This window comes from Curtobacterium sp. MCPF17_046, from assembly GCF_003224295.1.
Lineage (GTDB): Bacteria > Actinomycetota > Actinomycetes > Actinomycetales > Microbacteriaceae > Curtobacterium.
On record NZ_QKLB01000001.1, the window covers coordinates 92,004 to 110,910 of the forward strand.

The following is an 18,907-nucleotide window of genomic DNA, read 5'->3' on the forward strand; positions in this document are numbered from 1 at the left end:
GTTCCGGCATGTCCCGCTTCGCGCTCTCGCCCCGTGCCGCCCTGGTGCTCGTCGGCGTCGTGGTGCTGGTCGCGGTCGGCGTGGTCTGGCTGGGCGGGGGCGCCGACGGCGACGGCAGCGTCGGCACGGGCGTGACGGTGGTGTCGGGCGCGCCGACGGTGGCCGCGTCCGACGACGGAGCTGCCGCTGCGCGGTCGACCGGGACACCGGTCGAGCCGAGCCTGCCGGCCTCGAGCGGTGCCGCGGGTGCGGGAGCGTCCGTGCCGGACACCGTCGCCGTCGTGTACGTGGTCGGGGCGGTGGCGCATCCCGGTGTGGTGCGGGTGGCCGCGAGCGACCGGGTCGCCGATGCACTCGACGCGGCCGGGGGAGCCGCGGCGGACGCCGACCTCACCCGACTGAACCTGGCGCGGCCCGTCGTCGACGGTGAGCGGCTGTACGTCCCCCGCGTCGGGGAGACCGAGGTGCCCGCCGAACTCCCGGCAGGCGGTGGCGGCGGAGGTGCGACCGGGCCCGGATCCGGAGCTGGAGCCGGGGCGGACGGGGGATCGCCAGCGGGCGCGGTCGTGGACCTCAACACCGCCGATGCCACGACGCTCGAGACGCTCCCCGGGATCGGTCCGGCCATGGCCCAGCGCATCCTGACGTGGCGGGAGGAGCACGGCGGCTTCCAGGCCGTCGAGGACCTGCTCGAGGTCAGCGGCATCGGCGACGCGCGCTTCGCCGAGCTCCGGGACCGGGTGCGGGTGTGAACACGAAGACGACGGGTGCGAGCACGGGGTCGACGGGTGCGAGCACGGTATCGACGGGGGTGCAGACGCCTCGGACGGCGCCGCACGAACCGCGCGCACGCGACCTCGACGTCCACGGTGCCGTCCCGGTCGGGGCTGGCCGGGGGCAGCGCGCCTCCGTGGCCGACCTCCGGCTCGCCGGGCCGGCCGCAGGCACGTGGGTCGTCGTCGCGCTCGTGGTCGGCGCTCCCCATGCAGCTGCCTGGGTCGGTGCGGTGGCGGCCGCCGTGGCAGTGGTGGCGCTCGTGACGGTCGTGCTCCGACGCCGGGAGAGACCGGCGCGGTCGGGCAGCCTCGCCGTCGACCGACGACCCTCCGGACCGGGTGTGACCGCCTCGGTGCGGGCAGTGGCGGCCCTGGTGCTCACGGCCGCGCTCCTCGTCGCTCTGGTGTCCGTGGCGGTCGCGGTGGGCCAGGGACGACGAGAGCCAGCGGCGGTCCGCGCCGTGTCTGGCCGGACCGTCCACGCGCAGGTGCGCCTCGACCGTGACCTCCCGCCCGCGGACCGGTCCGTGGTCGGGACGCTCCTGGCGGTCGGAGCGCGCACCCCGCGGCACGACGGCCTGCGCGTCCCGGTCCGGATCGTGCCCGCGCTCGACGAACCGCGTCGGGAGGCGCTCGCGGCCGGGTCGGTCGTCCAGGTGCGCGGTCAGCTCGAGGCCGACGAGCCCGGAGCGCCGACGGTGTTCGTCCTCTTCGTCCGTGGTGACCTCGGTCCGGCCGCACCGCCGCACGGCCTGCTCGGCGGCACCGCAGTCGCCCGGTCCGCCTTCGTCGCCGTCACCGCCGACCTGCCGGAACCCGGTGCCGCACTGCTCCGCGGGTTGGCCATCGGCGACCGGTCCGGACTCGACGCGGACACCGAGCGGGCCATGGAAGCCGCTGCCCTGACCCACCTCACTGCCGTCTCCGGGTCGAACTGCGCCGTCATCGTCGCGTTGGTGGTGCTGCTCGGACGGGCGTTCGGTGCTCCTCGTGCGGTGCGTGCCGGCGCTGCCGTCGTGGTGTTGCTCGGGTTCGTGGTGCTCGTGCGGCCGGACCCGTCCATCACCCGGGCATCAGTGATGGCCATCGTGGCGCTCGTCGTGCACGTGACCGGGCGCCCGGTACGCGGTGTACCGCTCATCGCGCTCGCTGCCATCGGGATGCTCGTCGCCGACCCGTGGGTGGCGCGGTCACCCGCGTTCGCGCTCTCGGTCCTGGCGACCTCCGGGATCGTGGTGCTCGGCCCACCGCTGACGGAGCTGCTCACGCGGCGGTTCTGGCCCCCGGTGGCCGCCGCGGTCGCCGTACCCGTCGCCGCACAGATCGCGTGCTGGCCAGTCACGGTCGCGCTGTCTCCCACGCTGCCGACCTACGCCGTGCCGGCCAACCTGCTCGCCGAGGTGCTCGCACCGGTCGCGACCGTCGTGGGGCTCGTGGCGTGCCTCCTCGCCCCGCTGTGGCCGTCCGGAGCGCAGCTCCTCGCGACCGTCGGGTGGGTCCCCGCTGCCGGCATCGGGGAGATCGCGGACCGCGCCGCGGCACTGCCGGCGGCCTCGGCCCCGTGGCCGGCTGCCCCGGTCGGGGTCTTCCTCGCGACCGTGGTTTGCGCCGTGCTGGTGGTCGCGGTGCTCCGTCCAGGGCGGGTCCGACGGCTGGCCTGCGTCGGAGCGGCGGTGACGGTCGTCCTCGGTGTCGGTGCGGTCACCGTGCCCGACGTGCTCGTCCGCAGTACGGTGCCGACGGGCTGGACCACCGCGATGTGCGACGTCGGCCAGGGCGACGCGACCCTGCTCAGGAGCGACGGGCAGACGGCACTGGTCGACACCGGCGACGACCCCGAGCGACTCCGGGCATGCCTCACCCTGCTCGGCGTCGAGCACATCGACCTGCTCGTCCTGACGCACTTCGACCGTGACCACGTCGGTGCGGTCGACGAGGTCGCGGGTGAGGTGGACATCGCCCTCGTCGGACCGGTCGGCCGGCCCGCGGACGTGCGCGTGGTGTCCGAGCTCCAGACGGCCGGTGTCGACGTCCGCCGTACCGCCGACGGGACCGGGGGCGTGCTCGGCGACCTGCGATGGCGGGTGATCTGGCCACCAGCGGGCGACGACCGTTCGGGCAACGCGGCGAGCATCGTCCTACGGATCGACCCGGCACCGGGCCGGCGTTGCCCGGGGTGCACGACGGCGCTGTTGCTCGGGGACCTGGGGGAGGACGCGCAACGGCGGCTCCTGCGGACGGCCCCACCGGAGACCCTGTCCCCGGTGGACGTCGTCAAGGTCGCGCACCACGGATCCGCCGACCAAGACCCGGACCTCTACCGCGTGCTCGCCGCCCGTGTCGGATTGATCGGCGTCGGGGCGGACAACGACTACGGGCACCCGACGGAGCGGGCGCTGGAGATGCTCGTCGATGCCGGTACCACCCCGTACCGGACGGACCGGTCGGGCACGATCGTCATCCGGGGCGGAGAACCGACGGACGGGGGCGACGGTGCCGATGACGGTGCTGCCGGAGGAAGCGACGGTCCGGCCGGTCCTCGCCCGCTCGAGGTGTGGACCGAGCGCCACGATGACGACGACGGTCCGGACCAGGGCATCCGCCGCACGGGCAGCAGGCCCGCAGCCCCGGTCTCCGTCGTCGGCCCGGGCCGTCGGCTGACGCCCGTAGGATCGAGGCGACCCCGACCGCTCCTGCCGACCGTGCAGCGGGAGGGCCGGCGTCGCCGCCCAGCACCACCGGAAGGACCCGCATGCCCGCCAAGAAGCCCGCGCGCGCCGCAGCGAAGATCGACCAGGTCCCGTGGTCGGCGATCCGTCCCGCCCCGGTCGTCCTGGTCACCGGTGCCGAGACCTTCCTGGCCGAGCGCTCGATCGGCATGCTGCGCGACCTGCTCGTCGGTGAGGACCCGGCACTCGAGGTCCACGACCTCGAGGCCGACCAGTACGCCCCGGGCCTGCTGGCGACCCTGGCGAGCCCGTCCCTGTTCGGCGAACCCCGTCTCGTGCGCGTCACGAACGTCGAGAAGTGCACGGACGCCTTCATCACCGAGAGCATCTCGTACCTCCAGGGTCCCGCCGACGACGTCACCCTGGTGCTCCGACACGGTGGGGGAGTGCGGGGCAAGAAGCTCCTCGACACCATCCGCAGCGGGGTCGGCGGCGGCATCGAGGTCCAGTGCGACGAGATCAAGCGCGACACCGACCGGATCGACTTCGTCAACGCGGAGTTCCGTGCCGCCCGTCGGAAGATCGCGCCGTCGGCGGTGCGGACGCTCGTCGCCGCGTTCGCCGACGACCTCGCCGAACTCGCCGCCGCGTGCCGGCAGCTCCTCGCCGACGAAGCCGACGAGATCACCGACCGCACCGTCGACAAGTACTACGGCGGCCGGGTCGAAACGAACGCCTTCAAGGTGGCGGACATCGCCCTCGCCGGTCGGTCCGCCCCGGCGATCGTCGAACTGCGGCACGCCCTCGCGACCGGTGAGGCCCCGGTCCCGATCGTCGCCGCCTTCGCGAGCAAGATCCGCACGATGGCGAAGGTGAGCTCCTTCCGCGGCTCGAGCGGACAGGCTGCTTCCGCGCTCGGCCTCGCGCCGTGGCAGGTGCAGCGCGCGCAACGGGACGTCGCCGGGTGGAGCGAAGCCGGCCTCGCGAACGCGATCACGAGCATCGCCGAGGCGGACGCCGCCGTGAAGGGCGGCTCCCGTGACGCGCACTTCGCCCTCGAGCTCATGGTCCGCACCATCGCCCGGCGCGGCGAGGCCCGCTGACGCCTCCGGGCCTCCCGGCCGAGCGCTGGCGCCGCCCGCACGCCGCCGCGCCCAGCCGCGGTTCCGTCCGGCAGCGCACAACGACTTCCCGTTCGAACCGCTGATCCCCGTGGTGTGGACCGGATGCGGCGGGCGGAAACCAGTTGACGCCGCGCGGCCGCACCGCACCGCACCGCACCGCACCGCGGCCGCACCGCACCGCAGCACCCCGGGAACGACGAAGGCCCCGCACCACCGGTGCAGGGCCTTCGGTCGTCAGCGACTCAGATCAGAGCGCGGAGACCTTCTTCGCGATGGCCGACTTGCGGTTCGCGGCCTGGTTCTTGTGGATGACACCCTTGCTCACGGCCTTGTCGAGCTTCTTCGCGGCGAGCGACAGGGCGGCGACGGCCTTGTCCTTGTCGCCCGAGGCGATGGCCTCGTTGGTGTGACGGATGTACGTCTTCAGCTCCGACTTGTACGCCTTGTTGCGGTCGGTGGCCTTCTGGTTGGTCTTGATGCGCTTGAGCTGCGACTTGATGTTCGCCATGCGTGTTGCTCCTGGTTTCGTCTCGGACGGGTGGTTGCGATCCCGGGTAGAGGGGCCCTTCGTCGCATCGCGTTCCACCCGTGGGCGACGGAACGCGTAAGCCAGCCAGCAACGTTACCAGGCCGACCCCGCGTCACCAAAGCGCAACACGTCGGACACGCGGCGGGATCGTGACGGGTTACGGTGACGGGATGCCGTCCCTCGCGCCCCGCATCGACACCGTCCCGCCCTCGGGCATCCGCCGGGTCTTCGAGCAGGCGTCACTCCTCGACGACGTGACGATGCTCGTGATCGGCGAGCCGGACGTCCCGGTCGCGAAGCACATCGGTGACGCCGCCCGCCGCGCATGGGCCGAGGACCGCACCGACTACGGCCCGAACGGCGGCATCCCGCAGCTGCGCCAGGCGATCCAGGAGAAGCTCCGGCGCGAGAACCGGGTGGACGTCGACCTCGAGCAGGTGTGGGTGACGGTCGGGGCGACGCAGGCGCTGTTCACCGCGATGACGCTCGTGCTCTCGCCCGGGGACGAGGTCCTCGTGCCGGATCCCGGGTACACGACCTTCACGATGAACGCGCACATCATCGGTGCCGACCCGGTGCCGTACCAGTTGTCGCCGGCGCACGGTTTCGAGCCCGACCTGGCCGCCCTGGAGGCGCGGATCACCGACCGCACGCGCGCCATCGTCGTCAACTCGCCGTCCAACCCCCTCGGCTCCGTCTTCGGCGAGCAGACGCTGCGGGACCTGCTGGCCCTCGCGAAGCGCCACGACCTGTGGGTGATCAGCGACGAGGTGTACGAGTACTTCACCTACGGCACCCGGCACGTCAGCCTGGCGTCGCTCGACGAGGACGACCGGGTGTTCTCGGCCTTCTCGCTGAGCAAGACGTACGCGATGACCGGCGTCCGGGTCGGGTACCTCGTGACCCCGAAGGGCCTCGGTCCGACGATGCGGACCGTGCAGGAGTCGATCATCAGCTGCGTGGCCGAACCCGACCAGTGGGCCGCCCTCGCGGCGATCGTCGGCGACCACTCGCCCGTGCAGGACGCCCGCGAGCACTACCGCCGGAACCTGGAGGTCGCCACCGGCGTACTCGACGCCGCCGGCATCCGGTACAACGACCCGAAGGGCGCGTTCTACCTCTGGATCGACGTGTCGCACGCGACGGACGGGGACGTCGCCGAGTGGGCGCTCGCGTTCCTGCAGCGTGAGCGGGTCGCCGTCGCACCGGGCAGCGCGTTCGGTCGGACCGGCGAGGGCTGGATCCGCGTCTGTCTCGCGGCGACGCCGGAGGACCTCCGTCGCGGTCTCGGGGCCCTGCCGACGCCCTGACCGTCCACGGACACCCGCACACTGCGCGCCGCCGAGGCGCGAGCATGGGACAATCGTCGGACCGTCCGACCCACCCCGAGGAACCGTGAGCCCACAAGCATCTGCGCCGCTCGAGCCCGCCTCGACGCCGGCCGCCGCGATCCGCAACTTCTGCATCATCGCGCACATCGACCACGGCAAGTCCACGCTGGCCGACCGCATGCTGTCGATCACCGGCATCGTCGAGGACCGGGCGATGCGTGCGCAGTACCTCGACCGGATGGACATCGAGCGCGAGCGCGGCATCACGATCAAGTCCCAGGCCGTCCGCATGCCGTGGGAGCTCGACGGCGAGACCTTCGCGCTGAACATGATCGACACGCCGGGCCACGTCGACTTCTCGTACGAGGTGTCCCGCTCCCTGGCCGCGTGCGAGGGCGCGATCCTGCTCGTCGACGCCGCACAGGGCATCGAGGCCCAGACGCTCGCGAACCTGTACCTGGCGCTCGAGAACGACCTCGAGATCATCCCGGTCCTCAACAAGATCGACCTGCCGGCCGCCGAGCCGGAGAAGTACGCCGCCGAACTCGCGCAGCTCATCGGCGGGGAGCCGGAGGACGTGCTGCGGGTCTCCGGCAAGACCGGACAGGGCGTCGCGGAGCTGCTCGACCGCGTGGTGCGGACCGTCCCGGCGCCCGTCGGCACGGTCGACGCCGCACCCCGCGCGATGATCTTCGACTCCGTGTACGACAGCTACCGCGGTGTCGTGACGTACGTGCGCATGATCGACGGTTCGATCAAGCCGCGCGAGAAGGTCCAGATGATGTCGACCAAGTCGACGCACGAGATCCTCGAGATCGGGGTGTCGAGCCCGGAGCCGACGCCGACCAAGGGGCTCTCCGTCGGCGAGGTCGGGTACCTCATCACCGGCGTGAAGGACGTCCGCCAGTCCAAGGTCGGTGACACGGTCACGAGCGCGCAGCGTCCGGCGACCGAGGCACTGTCCGGGTACACGGACCCGAAGCCGATGGTGTTCTCGGGCCTCTACCCGATCGACGGCAGCGACTACCCGGTGCTCCGTGAGGCGCTCGACAAGCTGAAGCTGTCCGACGCTGCGCTGGTCTACGAGCCGGAGACGTCGGTGGCGCTCGGCTTCGGCTTCCGCTGCGGCTTCCTCGGCCTGCTGCACCTCGAGATCATCACCGAGCGGCTGCGGCGCGAGTTCGACCTCGACCTCATCACGACCGCGCCGAGCGTGGTCTACGAGGTCACGACCGAGGACAACACCGTCACCGAGGTCACGAACCCGTCGGAGTTCCCGACCGGCCGCATCGTCGAGGTCCGCGAACCGATGGTCCGGGCGGCCATCCTCGCCCCGAAGGACTACGTCGGCGCGATCATGGACCTCTGCCAGCAGCGGCGCGGGTCGCTGCTCGGCATGGAGTACCTCGGCGAGGACCGGGTCGAGATCCGCTACGAGATCCCGCTCGGCGAGATCGTGTTCGACTTCTTCGACCAGCTGAAGAGCAAGACGCAGGGCTACGCCAGCCTCGACTACGAGCCCACCGGCGACCAAGCGGCCGACCTCGTGAAGGTCGACATCCTGCTGCAGGGCGACCAGGTCGACGCCTTCAGCGCGATCGTGCACCGTGAGAAGGCCTACGCGTACGGCACGCTGATGACCGAGCGTCTGCGGAAGCTCATCCCGCGTCAGCAGTTCGAGGTCCCGATCCAGGCCGCGATCGGCGCCCGCATCATCGCCCGCGAGAGCATCCGCGCCATGCGCAAGGACGTCCTGGCGAAGTGCTACGGCGGTGACATCACCCGGAAGCGCAAGCTCCTCGAGAAGCAGAAGGAGGGCAAGAAGCGCATGAAGACCATCGGTCGGGTCGAGGTCCCGCAGGAGGCCTTCATCGCGGCGCTCTCCGGTGACGTGGAAGAGAAGAAGAAGTGAGCCGCGGGCAGCACCGGACCGCCCTGACGTACGGCGCGGTCGGCGCGACCCAGGCCTCGGACCTGATGACCTACCCGCCGGAGGGCTTCACGCCCGCCGAGTCCCGCGCCCGCATCGGGCACGGTGACCAGCGCTTCGAGACCGCCGTCATGCAGGCGCTGACGTGGCAGATCCAGGAGCGCAGCGGCATGGGCGTGCGGGTCGAGGACGCGCCCGAGGACGACGAGGTGCGGTACAACCCGGTCACGTTCGACGAGCACGGCGTCCCGATCGCCCCGGCCTCCATCGGGTCGGCCCGGGTCGAGCGGACCACGCCGGACGGCACCCCGCTCGTGACGGCGGGCACGACGGCGACGCTGACGATGCACGCGTTCGGGCAGACGGTGCACGCGCCGGTGCGGGTCGTGGCGATCATCGACGAGCGCGACCGGAAGGGCTTCGCCTACGGCACCCTCGAGGGGCACCCGCTGTCGGGCGAGGAGTCCTTCGTCGTCGAGCGCACGCCGGACGGGTCGGTGTGGCTGCAGGTCCGGCAGTTCTCGCAGCCGGCGAGCCGGAAGTGGCGTTTCGTGGCCCCCCTGGTGCGCCGCCAGCAGCGCGTGATGGCCGAGAAGTACCTCGCCGCCCTGCGCGGCGACTGACCAGGCCGTCACCCACCCGGGCGACCCACCTGACGGACCGACGTCGGGCCTCCCGGCCTGGAGGCCCGCAGCGGGTCCGACGCTCCGGTCACCCCTCCCTACGCCAGCGGCGCGAGACGCGCGATCGCGTCCTCGATGAGGCGTGCGTCCGCGACGCAGTCGCGGGCGACCGCCACAGCGCTCGTCGCCCGGAGTGCGTCGACGTCGTAGACGCCGGTCGCGACCGCGAGGAACGGGATCCCGACGGCGTCCGCGGCCTCGCCGTCGCGGGGCGTGTCGCCGACGATCACCGCCCGGGTCCCGCTGAGTGCGGCGGCCGCGAGGGCCGTCACCCCGGACCGCTCGACCTGCTCGTCCCCGAAGTACGAGTGGTCCCAGTCGAAGGCGTCGACGTCGAAGCCCGCGCCGAGCAGCTTGATCCGGGCACGGTGGGCGGAGTTGCCGGTGAGCAGGCCGTTCCGCCAGCCGATCGCGGCGAAGTGCCGGACGAGGTCGATCGCGCCCGGGGCGGGTGTGCGGCGGTCCCCGGACCGGTGACGCTCCTCCGACAGGTCGCGCAGGTGGCCGCTCACCGTCGGCACGAGCTCGTCCTCCAGATGGTGCGCTCGGACGTGCTCGACGATGATGCCGGCGTCGGTCCGGCCGTGCTGGTGGCCGACGAGCAGCGGCAGGTCGCGGCCGAGCGCCCGCTCGAGCGCCAGGTGGTACAGGTTGCCCGGTGACGCGGCGTTGCGCACGAGCGTGCCGTCGATGTCCCACAACACCGTGGTGGGGACGGGGGCCGGGGGAGTGACGGGCTGGTGCTCCATGCCGTCCATGATGACGGAGAATGGACCCCATGCCGAGTGCTCTCCCGATCGCCGACCCCGCTCCCGCGGACGGACTGGTCGAACCGGCCCCCGGCACCGGCGAGGTCCCCTTCGGCGTCTACGTCCACGTGCCGTTCTGCCGGGTGCGCTGCGGGTACTGCGACTTCAACACCTACACCGCGTCCGAGCTCCGCGGGGTGCGGCGTGACGACTACGCGGGGCACGCGCTGCGGGAGATCGCCTTCGCCGACCAGGTGCTCGAGCGCTCCGGCGTTCCGCGCCGCCCGGTCTCGACGGTCTTCTTCGGCGGTGGCACCCCGACGATGCTCCCGGCGTCCGACCTGGCGATGATCCTCAGGGCGATCGACGACACGTGGGGCATCGTCCCCGGGGCCGAGGTCACGACCGAGGCGAACCCGGACTCCGTCGACGCCGACTCGATCGCGACCCTGCAGCGGGCTGGCTTCACGCGGATGAGCTACGGCATGCAGTCCGCGGTCCCGCACGTGCTGGCGACCCTCGACCGCACGCACGACCCCGAGCGGGTGCCGGTCGTCGTTGACCTGGCGAAGCAGCAGGGCCTCGACGTCAGCCTCGACCTCATCTACTCGACGCCGGGGGAGTCCCTCGACGACTGGCGGACGTCGCTCGACGCCGCGATCGCCTGCGCGCCGGACCACGTCTCGGCGTACTCGCTCATCGTCGAGGACGGCACCGCGATGGGCCGCGCGGTCTCGCGGGGGGAACTCCCCGCACCGGACGACGACCTCGCCGCGGACATGTACGAGCTCGCGGACCGGGTGCTCCGGGACGCCGGGTACGACTGGTACGAGGTCTCGAACTGGGCGCGCGGCCCGCAGCACGCGAGCCGGCACAACCTGTCCTACTGGAAGGGCCACGACTGGTGGGGCGTCGGCCCCGGTGCGCACTCGGCGGTCGCCGGGACGCGCTGGTGGAACGTCAAGCACCCGGCCGCGTACGCGAACCGGGTGCTGCAGGACGTGTCGCCGGCGGCCGGTCGCGAGACGCTGGACGCCGAGACACGGTACGTGGAGCGCGTGCTGCTCGCCGCGCGGGTGCGCGGTGAGCTGCGCATCGACGAACTCCGCCAGGAGGCCCGGAGCCGCGTCGCCGGGCTCATCGCACGTGGGCTCGTGGACGGTCGGGCTGCCCTCGGCGGCTCCCTGGAGCTGACGTTGCAAGGCCGCCTGCTGGCGGACGCCGTCGTGCGCGACCTGCTCGACTAGCTCCCGGACGAGGTCAGGGCTTGATGAACTCGATCGAGAGCGGGTACTTGTAGAACTGGCCCTGGTTCGCAGCGATGGCGGCCATGATGCCGAACACGATCGACACGATCGCGGCGGCCGCGATGACGAGGAACCCGACGCCGAGCACGGACGTCAGGCCGCCGGCGAAGTAGGCGATGGCCATCGTGATGTGGAAGTTCAGTGCCACCCGGGTGTGCTCGCGGACGAACTGTCCGCGGTCCCGCAGGACGAGGTAGGCGACGAGCGGGACCAGGATGTTGAAGAAGATGCCGCCGACGTGCGTCAGGGTCGCCCAGAGGCGCTGGTCCTCGGGGGTCATCGGCTGCGGCGGCTGGTACCCGGCCGGGTACTGCTGCCCGGGGCGCTCCCACCCGCCGTACTGCTGACCGTTGCCGGGCTGTTGCCCACCGGGGTACTGCCCACCGGGCTGCTGCCCTCCGGGGTACTGGCCACCGGGGTACTGCCGTCCGTCGGGCTTGCCGTCCCGGTGCTGCTCGGGGCCGCCGGGCTCCTGTCCGTAGCTCATGCCCGCAGCGTACCGAGCCACCTGTGCAGAAGTCCCGCGACGTCGGCGGTCAGGCGTAAGATCAGCACTCGACCGGTGAGAGTGCCAGCCGGTCGCAGGTCAGCACGAGCGGAAGGGGAACCGATGGTCAGCGAACGCAGTCTCGAGGTCCTCAAGGCCATCGTGCGCGACTACGTCGCCTCCCGTGAGCCCGTCGGCTCGAAGACGATCGTCGAGCGGCACGCGTTCGGCGTGAGCGCGGCCACGATCCGGAACGACATGGCGCAGCTCGAGGACGAGCAACTCATCATCGCGCCGCACACCTCGTCGGGGCGGGTGCCCACCGACAAGGGCTACCGGGTGTTCGTCGACCACCTCGCGGCCGCACGACCGCTCTCGGGTGCCCAGCGCCAGGCGATCGAGACCTTCCTCGGTGCGTCGAACGACCTCGACGACGTCCTCACCCGGACGGTCCGGCTGCTGAGCCAGTTGACGAACCAGGTCGCGCTCGTGCAGTACCCCACGATGGGTCACGCCCGCGTGCAGCACGTCGAACTGGTCCGTCTCGCCGACACCCGGCTCATGGTGGTCCTCATCACCGACACCGCCCGGGTCGAGCAGCGCGTGATCGAGACCGACGTCCCGTTCGACGAGTCCGCCCTGACCGAGGTGCGGTCCGTCGTGAACGGCGCCACGGTGGGCCTGCCGCTGCAGGATGCACCGCACGCGCTCCGCGCCATCCCCGGTCAGCTCCGTCCGGAGGTCCAGCCGCTCGCCGGTGTGGTCGTGGCGAGCCTGGTCGAGCAGGTCGCGGCGAACCGTCAGGACCGCCTGCTGATGGCCGGCGCGGCGAACCTGGCCAAGAGCGAACAGGACTTCTCCGGCGGACTCTTCCCGGTGCTCGAGGCGATCGAGGAACAGGTCACCCTGCTCCGCTTGTTCGGGGAGATGCAGGTCGACGACATCGCGGTCGCGGCGAGCATCGGTGCCGAGAACGCGGAGTACGGTCTCGACGCGACGAGCATCGTCGCGGGCGGCTACCTCGCCGCGCGCGGCGAGATCGCCAGACTCGGCGTCCTCGGTCCGACCAGGATGGACTACGGCACGAACATGGCCGCTGTCCGAGCGGTCGCCCGCTACCTGTCGCGGCTGCTCGGCGAGAACTGACCGCCGCGTCCGTCACCACCCCCGCCCACCCACGGACCCCCTGAGGAACACTTGGCAGACCACTACGACGTCCTCGGCGTCCCGCGCGACGCCTCCGATGCCGACATCAAGAAGGCGTACCGGCGGCTCGCGCGGGAACTCCACCCCGACGTGAACCCGAGCCCCGACGCGGCAGAGCGCTTCAAGGACGTCACGCACGCGTACGACGTCCTGAGCGACCCGGAACAGCGTCGTCGCTACGACGCCGGTGGGCAGGACAGCCCCTTCGGCGGTGGGGGCGCCGGCTTCAGCGACATCTTCGACGCCTTCTTCGGGGGCGGCGGCGGCGGTGGCGGCCGGGGGACCGGTCCGCGCAGTCGTGCCGAGCGCGGCGGCGACGCCCTGCTCCGGCTGGAGGTCGACCTCGACGAGGTCGTCTTCGGCACGCACAAGGACCTCGAGGTCGACACGGCGGTCCTCTGCGACACGTGCGGTGGCTCGTGCTGCGCGCCCGGGACGAGTCCGCAGACGTGTGACATCTGCGGCGGCTCCGGACACATCCAGCGCCAGGTCCGCTCGCTCCTCGGCAACGTCGTGACGAGCGCCCCCTGCGGCACCTGCCGCGGCTACGGCACCGTGATCCCGAACCCCTGCCCGACCTGCCAGGGCCAGGGCCGTGTCCGGGCCCGTCGGACGGTCCCGGTGGACGTCCCCGCCGGCGTCGACACCGGTCTCCGACTGCAGATGCCCGGCCAGGGCGAGGTCGGTCCCGCCGGTGGTCCCGCCGGCGACCTGTACCTCGAGGTCCGGGTGCGCCACCACGACGTGTTCAGCCGCGACGGCGACGACCTCCTCGCCACGCTCGAGGTGCCCATGACGGACGCGATCCTCGGCGCCACGACGACCATCGACGGGCTGGACGGTCCGGTGGAGCTCGAACTCCGTCCGGGCGTGCAGAGCGCCGACGTCCTGGTGATCAAGGACCGCGGCGTCACGAAGCTGCGCGGCTCGGGCCGTGGCGACCTGAAGGTCGGCGTGCACGTGGTCACCCCGACCAAGCTCTCGCACAAGGAGCGGCAGCTCGTCGAACAGTTGGCGAAGACGCACAAGGCCGGCGCCCCGCAGCTGTCCCGCTTCCAGCAGGGCATGTTCGGCAAGCTCCGCGACCGGTTCTTCAACTTCTGATGGCCTCGCTGTACCTCGTCGACGCGCTCGACGACGTCGCCGTGGGCGCCCGGGTGTCGCTCGACGGCGCCGAGGGCCGGCACGCGGTGACGGTGTCGCGGGTCCGCGTCGGCGAGGAGCTCCGGCTGTCGGACGGCCAGGGCACGGTCGTCACGGGACCGGTGGCCTCGGTCGGCAAGGACTCGTTGGTCCTGACGGTCGAGGCAGTGGAGGTCGACGAGGCCCCGCGGCCGTCGCTGACCCTCGTGCAGGCCCTCGCGAAGGGCGGACGGGACGAGATGGCCGTGCAGGCCGCGACCGAGATCGGCGTCGACCGCGTCGTGCCGTGGGCGGCCGCCCGCAGCGTCTCGCGCTGGGACGGCCCGAAGGTCGAGAAGGGCCGTGCCCGCTGGGCGGCCATCGCGCAGGAGGCGTCGAAGCAGGCGATCCGGTCACGGGTCCCGCAGGTGCTCGCTCCGGTGACGACGGCGCAGCTCGCCGGAGGGGCAGGAGCCGGTCCGGCGGCACCCGGACGGGAGGCGCGGCGCACGCTGGTCCTGCTGGAACCGAACGCGACGGTCCGGTTGGCCACCTGGGAACCACCGGCGGAGACGGACGAGATCGCGCTCGTCGTCGGCCCGGAGGGCGGCATCGACCCGTCCGAACTCGAACGGCTCGAGACGGCCGGCGCCGTCCGGGTGCGCCTGGGCGACACCGTGCTGCGGACCTCCACCGCCGGACCGGCCGCCCTCGCGGTGCTGCAGGCACGGCTCGGACGCTGGTGAGCGGCCACCGCGTTGATCGGACCCGGCTCGGACGGCGGGAAGGCGTGGCGTCGGTCGCGCGTTCTACGATGGTGCCATGACCAGCACCGAGCCCAGCGTCTTCACGAAGATCGTCGCGCGTGAGATCCCGGCCACGATCGTCGCCGAGGACGACCGTGTCATCGCCTTCGAGGACATCGCGCCGAAGGCCCCGGTCCACGTGCTCGTCGTCCCGAAGACCCAGGAGTACGCGACCGTGAGCGAGCTCGCGAGCGCGGACCCCGGACTGCTCGCCCACGTCGTGGCGACCGCCCAGCGCATCGCCGACGAGCGTGCGGGCGGTCAGTTCCGACTCGTGTTCAACTCCGGCGAAGCCGCCGGTCAGACCGTGTTCCACGTGCATGCGCACGTACTCGCAGGAGACCTGCAGGAAGGCACCCTTGCCAGCTGACGAACCAGCCACCACCGAGCCGGAGTCCGTCTCCGAGCCCGTGTCCGTCTCAGAGCTCACCGTCGACGGCATCGCCATGGTGCAGTTGCTCGGGCCGCAGGACCGCCTGCTGAAGACCGTCGAGCGCCAGTACCCGAACGTGACGGTGCTCGTGCGCGGCAACCAGGTCTCGCTGTCCGGTCCGGAGCGTGACGTCACCCGCGCGCGGGCGCTCGTCGACGAACTCGTCGGCATGGTCCGGCGCGGGCAGGACATCGGCCAGTCGGACATCCCGAACTCGGCTCGGATCATCGACGCGGACCGCAGCCCGTCCGACGTGTTCGGCACGCCGATCGTGTCGAGCCGCGGCAAGTCGGTCCGTCCGAAGACGGACGGACAGCGGGCGTACGTCGACGCGATCGACGAGAACACCATCACGTTCGGCATCGGGCCGGCCGGTACCGGCAAGACGTACTTGGCGATGGCGAAGGCCGTCCAGGCCCTGCAGCGCCGCGAGGTCTCCCGGATCATCCTCACCCGCCCCGCGGTCGAGGCCGGTGAGCGGCTCGGGTTCCTGCCGGGGACGCTGACCGACAAGATCGACCCGTACCTCCGCCCGCTGTACGACGCGCTCAACGAGATGATGGACCCGGAGCTCGTCCCGAAGCTCCTCGCCGCCGGCACGGTGGAGGTCGCACCGCTCGCCTACATGCGCGGGCGGACGCTCAACGACTCCTTCGTGGTGCTCGACGAGGCGCAGAACACCACGCCCGAGCAGATGAAGATGTTCCTCACCCGTCTGGGCTTCGGCTCGAAGATGGTGATCACGGGCGACATCACGCAGGTCGACCTGCCGGGCAACGTCTCGGGGCTGCGTCTCGTGACGCGGATCCTGCGGGACGTCGAGGACATCCACTTCGCCCGTCTCGGCAGCGAGGACGTGGTCCGCCACACCCTGGTCGGGAAGATCGTCGACGCCTACACGGTCCACGACGAGGAACGGCTCGCCGAGCAGGCCGCGAAGCGCTCCGAGCACCAGGACGACCGCCGAGGAGGCACCCGGTGAGCATCGAGCTCAACAACGAGTCCGGCGTCGCGGTGGACGAGGACACCGTGCAGCGCCTCGCCGCCTTCGCGCTCGACGCCATGCACGTGCACGCCGACGCCGAGCTCGCGATCGTCTTCGTCGACGAGGGCGCGATGGAGCAGCTGCACATCCGGTGGATGGACGAGCCCGGCCCCACCGACGTCCTGAGCTTCCCGATGGACGAGTTGCGTCCCGGCACCGAGGACGAGCCGACGCCGGCCGGGCTCCTCGGTGACATCGTCGTCTGTCCGCAGGTGGCCGAGGAGCAGGCGCGGACCGCGGGGCACTCCACCCTCGACGAGATCCTCCTGCTCACCTGCCACGGCATCCTCCACCTGCTCGGGTTCGACCACGCCGAGCCGGACGAGAAGGCCGAGATGTTCGGCCTGCAGGGCGAGATCCTCCGCGGTTTCGCCGCCCAGCGTCGGGGGCGGTGACCGCAGTGCTCCTCGTCACCGGTCTGCTCGCGGTGGCGTTCGTGCTGGTGGTCCTCGGTGGACTGCTCGCGGCCGCCGACTCCGCGCTCTCCGTGCTGTCCCGCGCGGACCTCGAGGAGATCGCCCGCGGGAGCAAGCGCCGCCGTGCCGTCGAGGCGCTGGCGGACGACCCCGGCGCGCACGTCAACGCCCTCAACTTCTTCCGCGTGCTCGCCGAGACGGCCGCCGCGGTCCTCGTGACGATCGCCCTCGTCCGGGTGACCGACACGTGGTGGGTCGCGCTGATCCTGTCCGCGGCGATCATGACCGCGGTGTCCTTCGTGCTCGTCGGCTCGAGCCCGCGCAGTGTCGGTCGCGCGCACGCCGGGGGCATCATCGCCGCGACGGGCGGACTCGTCCGCGGTGTCCGCATCGTGCTCGGTCCGCTCGCCGGGCTCCTCGTGGCGATCGGCGACCGGGTGACGCCGGGCCGGGTCCGGAGCGCCTCCAGTGTCTCGAGCGAGGAGCAGCTGCTGTCGCTCGTCGACGAGGCCACGGAGAGCAACGTGCTCGAGGCCGACGACCGCGAACTCATCCACTCGGTCTTCGCGTTCAGCGACACCCTGGTCCGCGAGGTGATGGTGCCGCGCACCGACATGGTGACGGCCGACGCGCACGACACGGTCGCCGCCGTCATGGAGCAGTTCCTCGCCACGGGCGTGTCCCGCATGCCGGTGACCGGTCGCGACAGCGACGACGTGCTCGGCGTGGCGTACCTCCGCGACCTCGCCCGCGCTCTGTACGAACGACCCGAGGTCGGGTCGCGGTCGGTCCGCACGATGCTCCGACCGGCGGAGTTCCTGCCGGAGTCGAAGCCCGCGGACGACACCCTCCGCCACATGCAGCTCGCGAAGAACCACCTCGTGCTCGTGGTCGACGAGTACGGCGGGGTCGCCGGCCTGGTGACGATGGAGGACCTCATCGAGGAGCTCGTCGGGGACATCTCGGACGAGTACGACCGTGCCGTGGTCGACCGCGCCGAGGTCGAGCCGGGGCGCTGGCGCATCTCGGCGCGGCTCCCGATCGACGAGCTCGGCGACCTGTTCGGCATCGAGCTCTACGACGACGACGTCGACACGGCCGGCGGTCTGCTCACGAAGGAGCTCGGCCACCTGCCGTCCGCGGGGGACACCGTCACCGTGTCCGGCGTCGTGCTCACCGCCGACCGCGTCGAGGGCAAGCGGCGCCACCTCATCACGGTGCTCGCCGAGCGCACCACCGACCTCGCGTCGGCCGAGCAGGCCTTCGGCGACACCGACACCACCACGACGGGAACACGAACCACATGACGGACCCCGGAACCGACGCCGCCCCCGAGACGACCACCCCCTACCGTGCGGGGTTCGTCTCCTTCGTCGGCCGTCCGAACGTCGGCAAGTCCACGCTGACGAACGCCCTGGTCGGGCAGAAGGTCGCGATCACGTCCTCGAAGCCGCAGACGACGCGCCGCGCCATCCGCGGGATCGTGCACCGGCCGAACGGACAGGTCATCGTCGTCGACACCCCCGGGGTGCACCGGCCGCGCACGCTGCTCGGTGAGCGGCTCAACGACCTCGTGCAGTCGACGCTCGGCGACGTCGACGTCATCGGCTTCTGCGTGCCGGCGAACGAGCCGATCGGCCCGGGCGACCGCTTCATCAACGACACCCTCGACCAGTACCCGCGCGCTCGGAAGGTCGCGATCGTCACGAAGATCGACCGTGCCGGCAAGGAGAAGGTCGCCGAGCAGCTGCTCGCGGTCTCGCGACTGCGCGAGTGGGACGCGATCATCCCCACGTCGGGCACCGAGGGCCTGCAGCTCGAGGACCTCCTCGACGAGGTCGTGTCGCTGCTGCCGGAGTCGCCGCAGCTGTACGACGACCAGGCCGTGACCGAGGAGACCGACGAGGAGCGCATCGGCGAGCTCATCCGGGAAGCCGCGCTCGAGGGCGTGCGGGACGAACTCCCGCACTCGCTCGCGGTCGTCATCGAGGACGTCGTCGAGCCGGAGGCGGACGACGACCCGGACGGCCCGCTGCGGGTCTTCGCGAACCTGTTCGTCGAGCGGGACAGCCAGAAGGCCATCGTGATCGGTCACAAGGGCGGTCGGCTCAAGGACGTCGGCACTCGTGCGCGCGTCGAGATCGAGGGGCTCCTGGGGCGGCACGTCTACCTCAACATCCGCGTGAAGGTCGCCAAGGAGTGGCAGCGGGACCCGAAGCAGCTCGGACGCCTCGGGTTCTGACCCGGACCAGGCCGATGCGGACCGCGGAGCAGGGGTCATCCCGTCGTCGGAC

General features: G+C 71.8%; 17 protein-coding genes and 1 pseudogene. 15 read left to right on the plus strand and 3 right to left on the minus strand.

What is annotated here, in order from left to right:
* Nucleotides 1–8 precede the first annotated feature (8 nt).
* The 3 genes and pseudogenes from DEJ32_RS00400 to holA all read left to right on the plus strand — a co-directional run bounded on the left by DEJ32_RS00400 (nt 9) and on the right by holA (nt 4,548).
* Complete coding sequence (locus tag DEJ32_RS00400) at nt 9–752, plus strand: ComEA family DNA-binding protein (protein WP_110899961.1); 744 nt, start codon at nt 9–11, stop codon at nt 750–752.
* Between the two features lie 722 nt (nt 753–1,474).
* Nucleotides 1,475–2,737 (plus strand): annotated as a pseudogene (locus DEJ32_RS16630) (ComEC/Rec2 family competence protein); the annotation flags it as partial.
* A gap of 791 nt (nt 2,738–3,528) precedes the next feature.
* The gene (gene holA, locus DEJ32_RS00415; protein WP_110825304.1) at nt 3,529–4,548 is read left to right on the plus strand and encodes a DNA polymerase III subunit delta; all 1,020 of its coding nucleotides are present in this window, start codon (nt 3,529–3,531) and stop codon (nt 4,546–4,548) included.
* A gap of 268 nt (nt 4,549–4,816) precedes the next feature.
* On the opposite strand, the gene rpsT is transcribed toward holA, so the two are convergent.
* The gene (rpsT, locus tag DEJ32_RS00420; protein ID WP_110889633.1) at nt 4,817–5,077 is read right to left on the minus strand and encodes a 30S ribosomal protein S20; all 261 of its coding nucleotides are present in this window, start codon (nt 5,075–5,077) and stop codon (nt 4,817–4,819) included.
* Nucleotides 5,078–5,268: 191 nt separating this feature from the next.
* Between rpsT and DEJ32_RS00425 the strand changes: the two genes are divergently transcribed.
* The 3 genes from DEJ32_RS00425 (at nt 5,269) to DEJ32_RS00435 (ending at nt 8,982) form a co-directional block, all read left to right on the plus strand.
* On the plus strand, nt 5,269–6,408 hold the full coding sequence (locus DEJ32_RS00425; RefSeq protein WP_110899962.1) for a pyridoxal phosphate-dependent aminotransferase: 1,140 nt from the start codon (nt 5,269–5,271) through the stop codon (nt 6,406–6,408).
* An 85-nt stretch (nt 6,409–6,493) separates the two neighbouring features.
* The gene (lepA, locus tag DEJ32_RS00430) at nt 6,494–8,341 is read left to right on the plus strand and encodes a translation elongation factor 4 (RefSeq protein ID WP_110889635.1); all 1,848 of its coding nucleotides are present in this window, start codon (nt 6,494–6,496) and stop codon (nt 8,339–8,341) included.
* A complete protein-coding gene (locus DEJ32_RS00435) occupies nt 8,338–8,982 on the plus strand; it encodes a DUF1990 family protein (RefSeq protein WP_258367534.1) in 645 nt (214 codons plus the stop codon). Before lepA ends, DEJ32_RS00435 begins: the two co-directional genes overlap by 4 nt.
* Nucleotides 8,983–9,080: 98 nt before the next feature.
* Here DEJ32_RS00435 and DEJ32_RS00440 read toward each other — a convergent pair whose 3' ends face one another.
* Nucleotides 9,081–9,791, minus strand: a complete 711-nt coding sequence (locus DEJ32_RS00440) for an HAD family hydrolase (RefSeq protein ID WP_181419592.1) — start codon at nt 9,789–9,791, stop codon at nt 9,081–9,083.
* A 29-nt stretch (nt 9,792–9,820) separates the two neighbouring features.
* Here DEJ32_RS00440 and hemW point away from each other — a divergent pair, with 29 nt between their 5' ends.
* Nucleotides 9,821–11,038 carry a radical SAM family heme chaperone HemW gene (hemW, locus tag DEJ32_RS00445; RefSeq protein WP_110899963.1) on the plus strand — a complete coding sequence of 406 codons (1,218 nt, stop codon included), beginning with the start codon at nt 9,821–9,823 and terminating at the stop codon, nt 11,036–11,038.
* A gap of 13 nt (nt 11,039–11,051) precedes the next feature.
* On the opposite strand, the gene DEJ32_RS16440 is transcribed toward hemW, so the two are convergent.
* Nucleotides 11,052–11,585 carry a DUF4870 domain-containing protein gene (locus DEJ32_RS16440; RefSeq protein ID WP_258368850.1) on the minus strand — a complete coding sequence of 178 codons (534 nt, stop codon included), beginning with the start codon at nt 11,583–11,585 and terminating at the stop codon, nt 11,052–11,054.
* Nucleotides 11,586–11,708: 123 nt separating this feature from the next.
* Between DEJ32_RS16440 and hrcA the strand changes: the two genes are divergently transcribed.
* The 8 genes from hrcA (at nt 11,709) to era (ending at nt 18,855) form a co-directional block, all read left to right on the plus strand.
* Nucleotides 11,709–12,731 carry a heat-inducible transcriptional repressor HrcA gene (gene hrcA / locus DEJ32_RS00455; RefSeq protein WP_110825310.1) on the plus strand — a complete coding sequence of 341 codons (1,023 nt, stop codon included), beginning with the start codon at nt 11,709–11,711 and terminating at the stop codon, nt 12,729–12,731.
* A gap of 51 nt (nt 12,732–12,782) precedes the next feature.
* Nucleotides 12,783–13,895, plus strand: coding sequence for a molecular chaperone DnaJ (gene dnaJ, locus DEJ32_RS00460; RefSeq protein WP_110825311.1), 1,113 nt, complete (start codon nt 12,783–12,785; stop codon nt 13,893–13,895).
* A complete protein-coding gene (locus DEJ32_RS00465) occupies nt 13,895–14,659 on the plus strand; it encodes a 16S rRNA (uracil(1498)-N(3))-methyltransferase (protein ID WP_110899964.1) in 765 nt (254 codons plus the stop codon). The genes dnaJ and DEJ32_RS00465 overlap by 1 nt, the downstream gene beginning before the upstream one ends.
* Before the next feature lie 76 nt (nt 14,660–14,735).
* Nucleotides 14,736–15,089 carry a histidine triad nucleotide-binding protein gene (locus DEJ32_RS00470; protein ID WP_110899965.1) on the plus strand — a complete coding sequence of 118 codons (354 nt, stop codon included), beginning with the start codon at nt 14,736–14,738 and terminating at the stop codon, nt 15,087–15,089.
* Nucleotides 15,040–16,134, plus strand: a complete 1,095-nt coding sequence (locus tag DEJ32_RS00475; protein WP_110899966.1) for a PhoH family protein — start codon at nt 15,040–15,042, stop codon at nt 16,132–16,134. Before DEJ32_RS00470 ends, DEJ32_RS00475 begins: the two co-directional genes overlap by 50 nt.
* Nucleotides 16,131–16,592 carry an rRNA maturation RNase YbeY gene (gene ybeY / locus DEJ32_RS00480; protein WP_110825315.1) on the plus strand — a complete coding sequence of 154 codons (462 nt, stop codon included), beginning with the start codon at nt 16,131–16,133 and terminating at the stop codon, nt 16,590–16,592. The genes DEJ32_RS00475 and ybeY overlap by 4 nt, the downstream gene beginning before the upstream one ends.
* Before the next feature lie 5 nt (nt 16,593–16,597).
* Nucleotides 16,598–17,920: a hemolysin family protein gene (locus tag DEJ32_RS00485; protein ID WP_110899967.1), complete on the plus strand. Its 1,323-nt coding sequence runs from the start codon at nt 16,598–16,600 to the stop codon at nt 17,918–17,920.
* Complete coding sequence (gene era / locus DEJ32_RS00490) at nt 17,917–18,855, plus strand: GTPase Era (RefSeq protein ID WP_110899968.1); 939 nt, start codon at nt 17,917–17,919, stop codon at nt 18,853–18,855. Before DEJ32_RS00485 ends, era begins: the two co-directional genes overlap by 4 nt.
* Nucleotides 18,856–18,907: the final 52 nt, after the last annotated feature.

What these genes read in the sequence shown, in the direction of transcription:
- DEJ32_RS16440 (WP_258368850.1), bottom strand. Translation starts at nt 11,585, where the DNA reads ATGAGCTACGGACAGGAGCCCGGCGGCCCCGAGCAGCACCGGGACGGC.
- era (WP_110899968.1), top strand. Translation starts at nt 17,917, where the DNA reads ATGACGGACCCCGGAACCGACGCCGCCCCCGAGACGACCACCCCCTAC.
- hemW (WP_110899963.1), top strand. Translation starts at nt 9,821, where the DNA reads ATGCCGAGTGCTCTCCCGATCGCCGACCCCGCTCCCGCGGACGGACTG.
- hrcA (WP_110825310.1), top strand. Translation starts at nt 11,709, where the DNA reads ATGGTCAGCGAACGCAGTCTCGAGGTCCTCAAGGCCATCGTGCGCGAC.
- DEJ32_RS00470 (WP_110899965.1), top strand. Translation starts at nt 14,736, where the DNA reads ATGACCAGCACCGAGCCCAGCGTCTTCACGAAGATCGTCGCGCGTGAG.
- DEJ32_RS00475 (WP_110899966.1), top strand. Translation starts at nt 15,040, where the DNA reads ATGCGCACGTACTCGCAGGAGACCTGCAGGAAGGCACCCTTGCCAGCT.
- DEJ32_RS00425 (WP_110899962.1), top strand. Translation starts at nt 5,269, where the DNA reads ATGCCGTCCCTCGCGCCCCGCATCGACACCGTCCCGCCCTCGGGCATC.
- DEJ32_RS00465 (WP_110899964.1), top strand. Translation starts at nt 13,895, where the DNA reads ATGGCCTCGCTGTACCTCGTCGACGCGCTCGACGACGTCGCCGTGGGC.
- rpsT (WP_110889633.1), bottom strand. Translation starts at nt 5,077, where the DNA reads ATGGCGAACATCAAGTCGCAGCTCAAGCGCATCAAGACCAACCAGAAG.
- DEJ32_RS00440 (WP_181419592.1), bottom strand. Translation starts at nt 9,791, where the DNA reads ATGGAGCACCAGCCCGTCACTCCCCCGGCCCCCGTCCCCACCACGGTG.
- holA (WP_110825304.1), top strand. Translation starts at nt 3,529, where the DNA reads ATGCCCGCCAAGAAGCCCGCGCGCGCCGCAGCGAAGATCGACCAGGTC.
- DEJ32_RS00400 (WP_110899961.1), top strand. Translation starts at nt 9, where the DNA reads ATGTCCCGCTTCGCGCTCTCGCCCCGTGCCGCCCTGGTGCTCGTCGGC.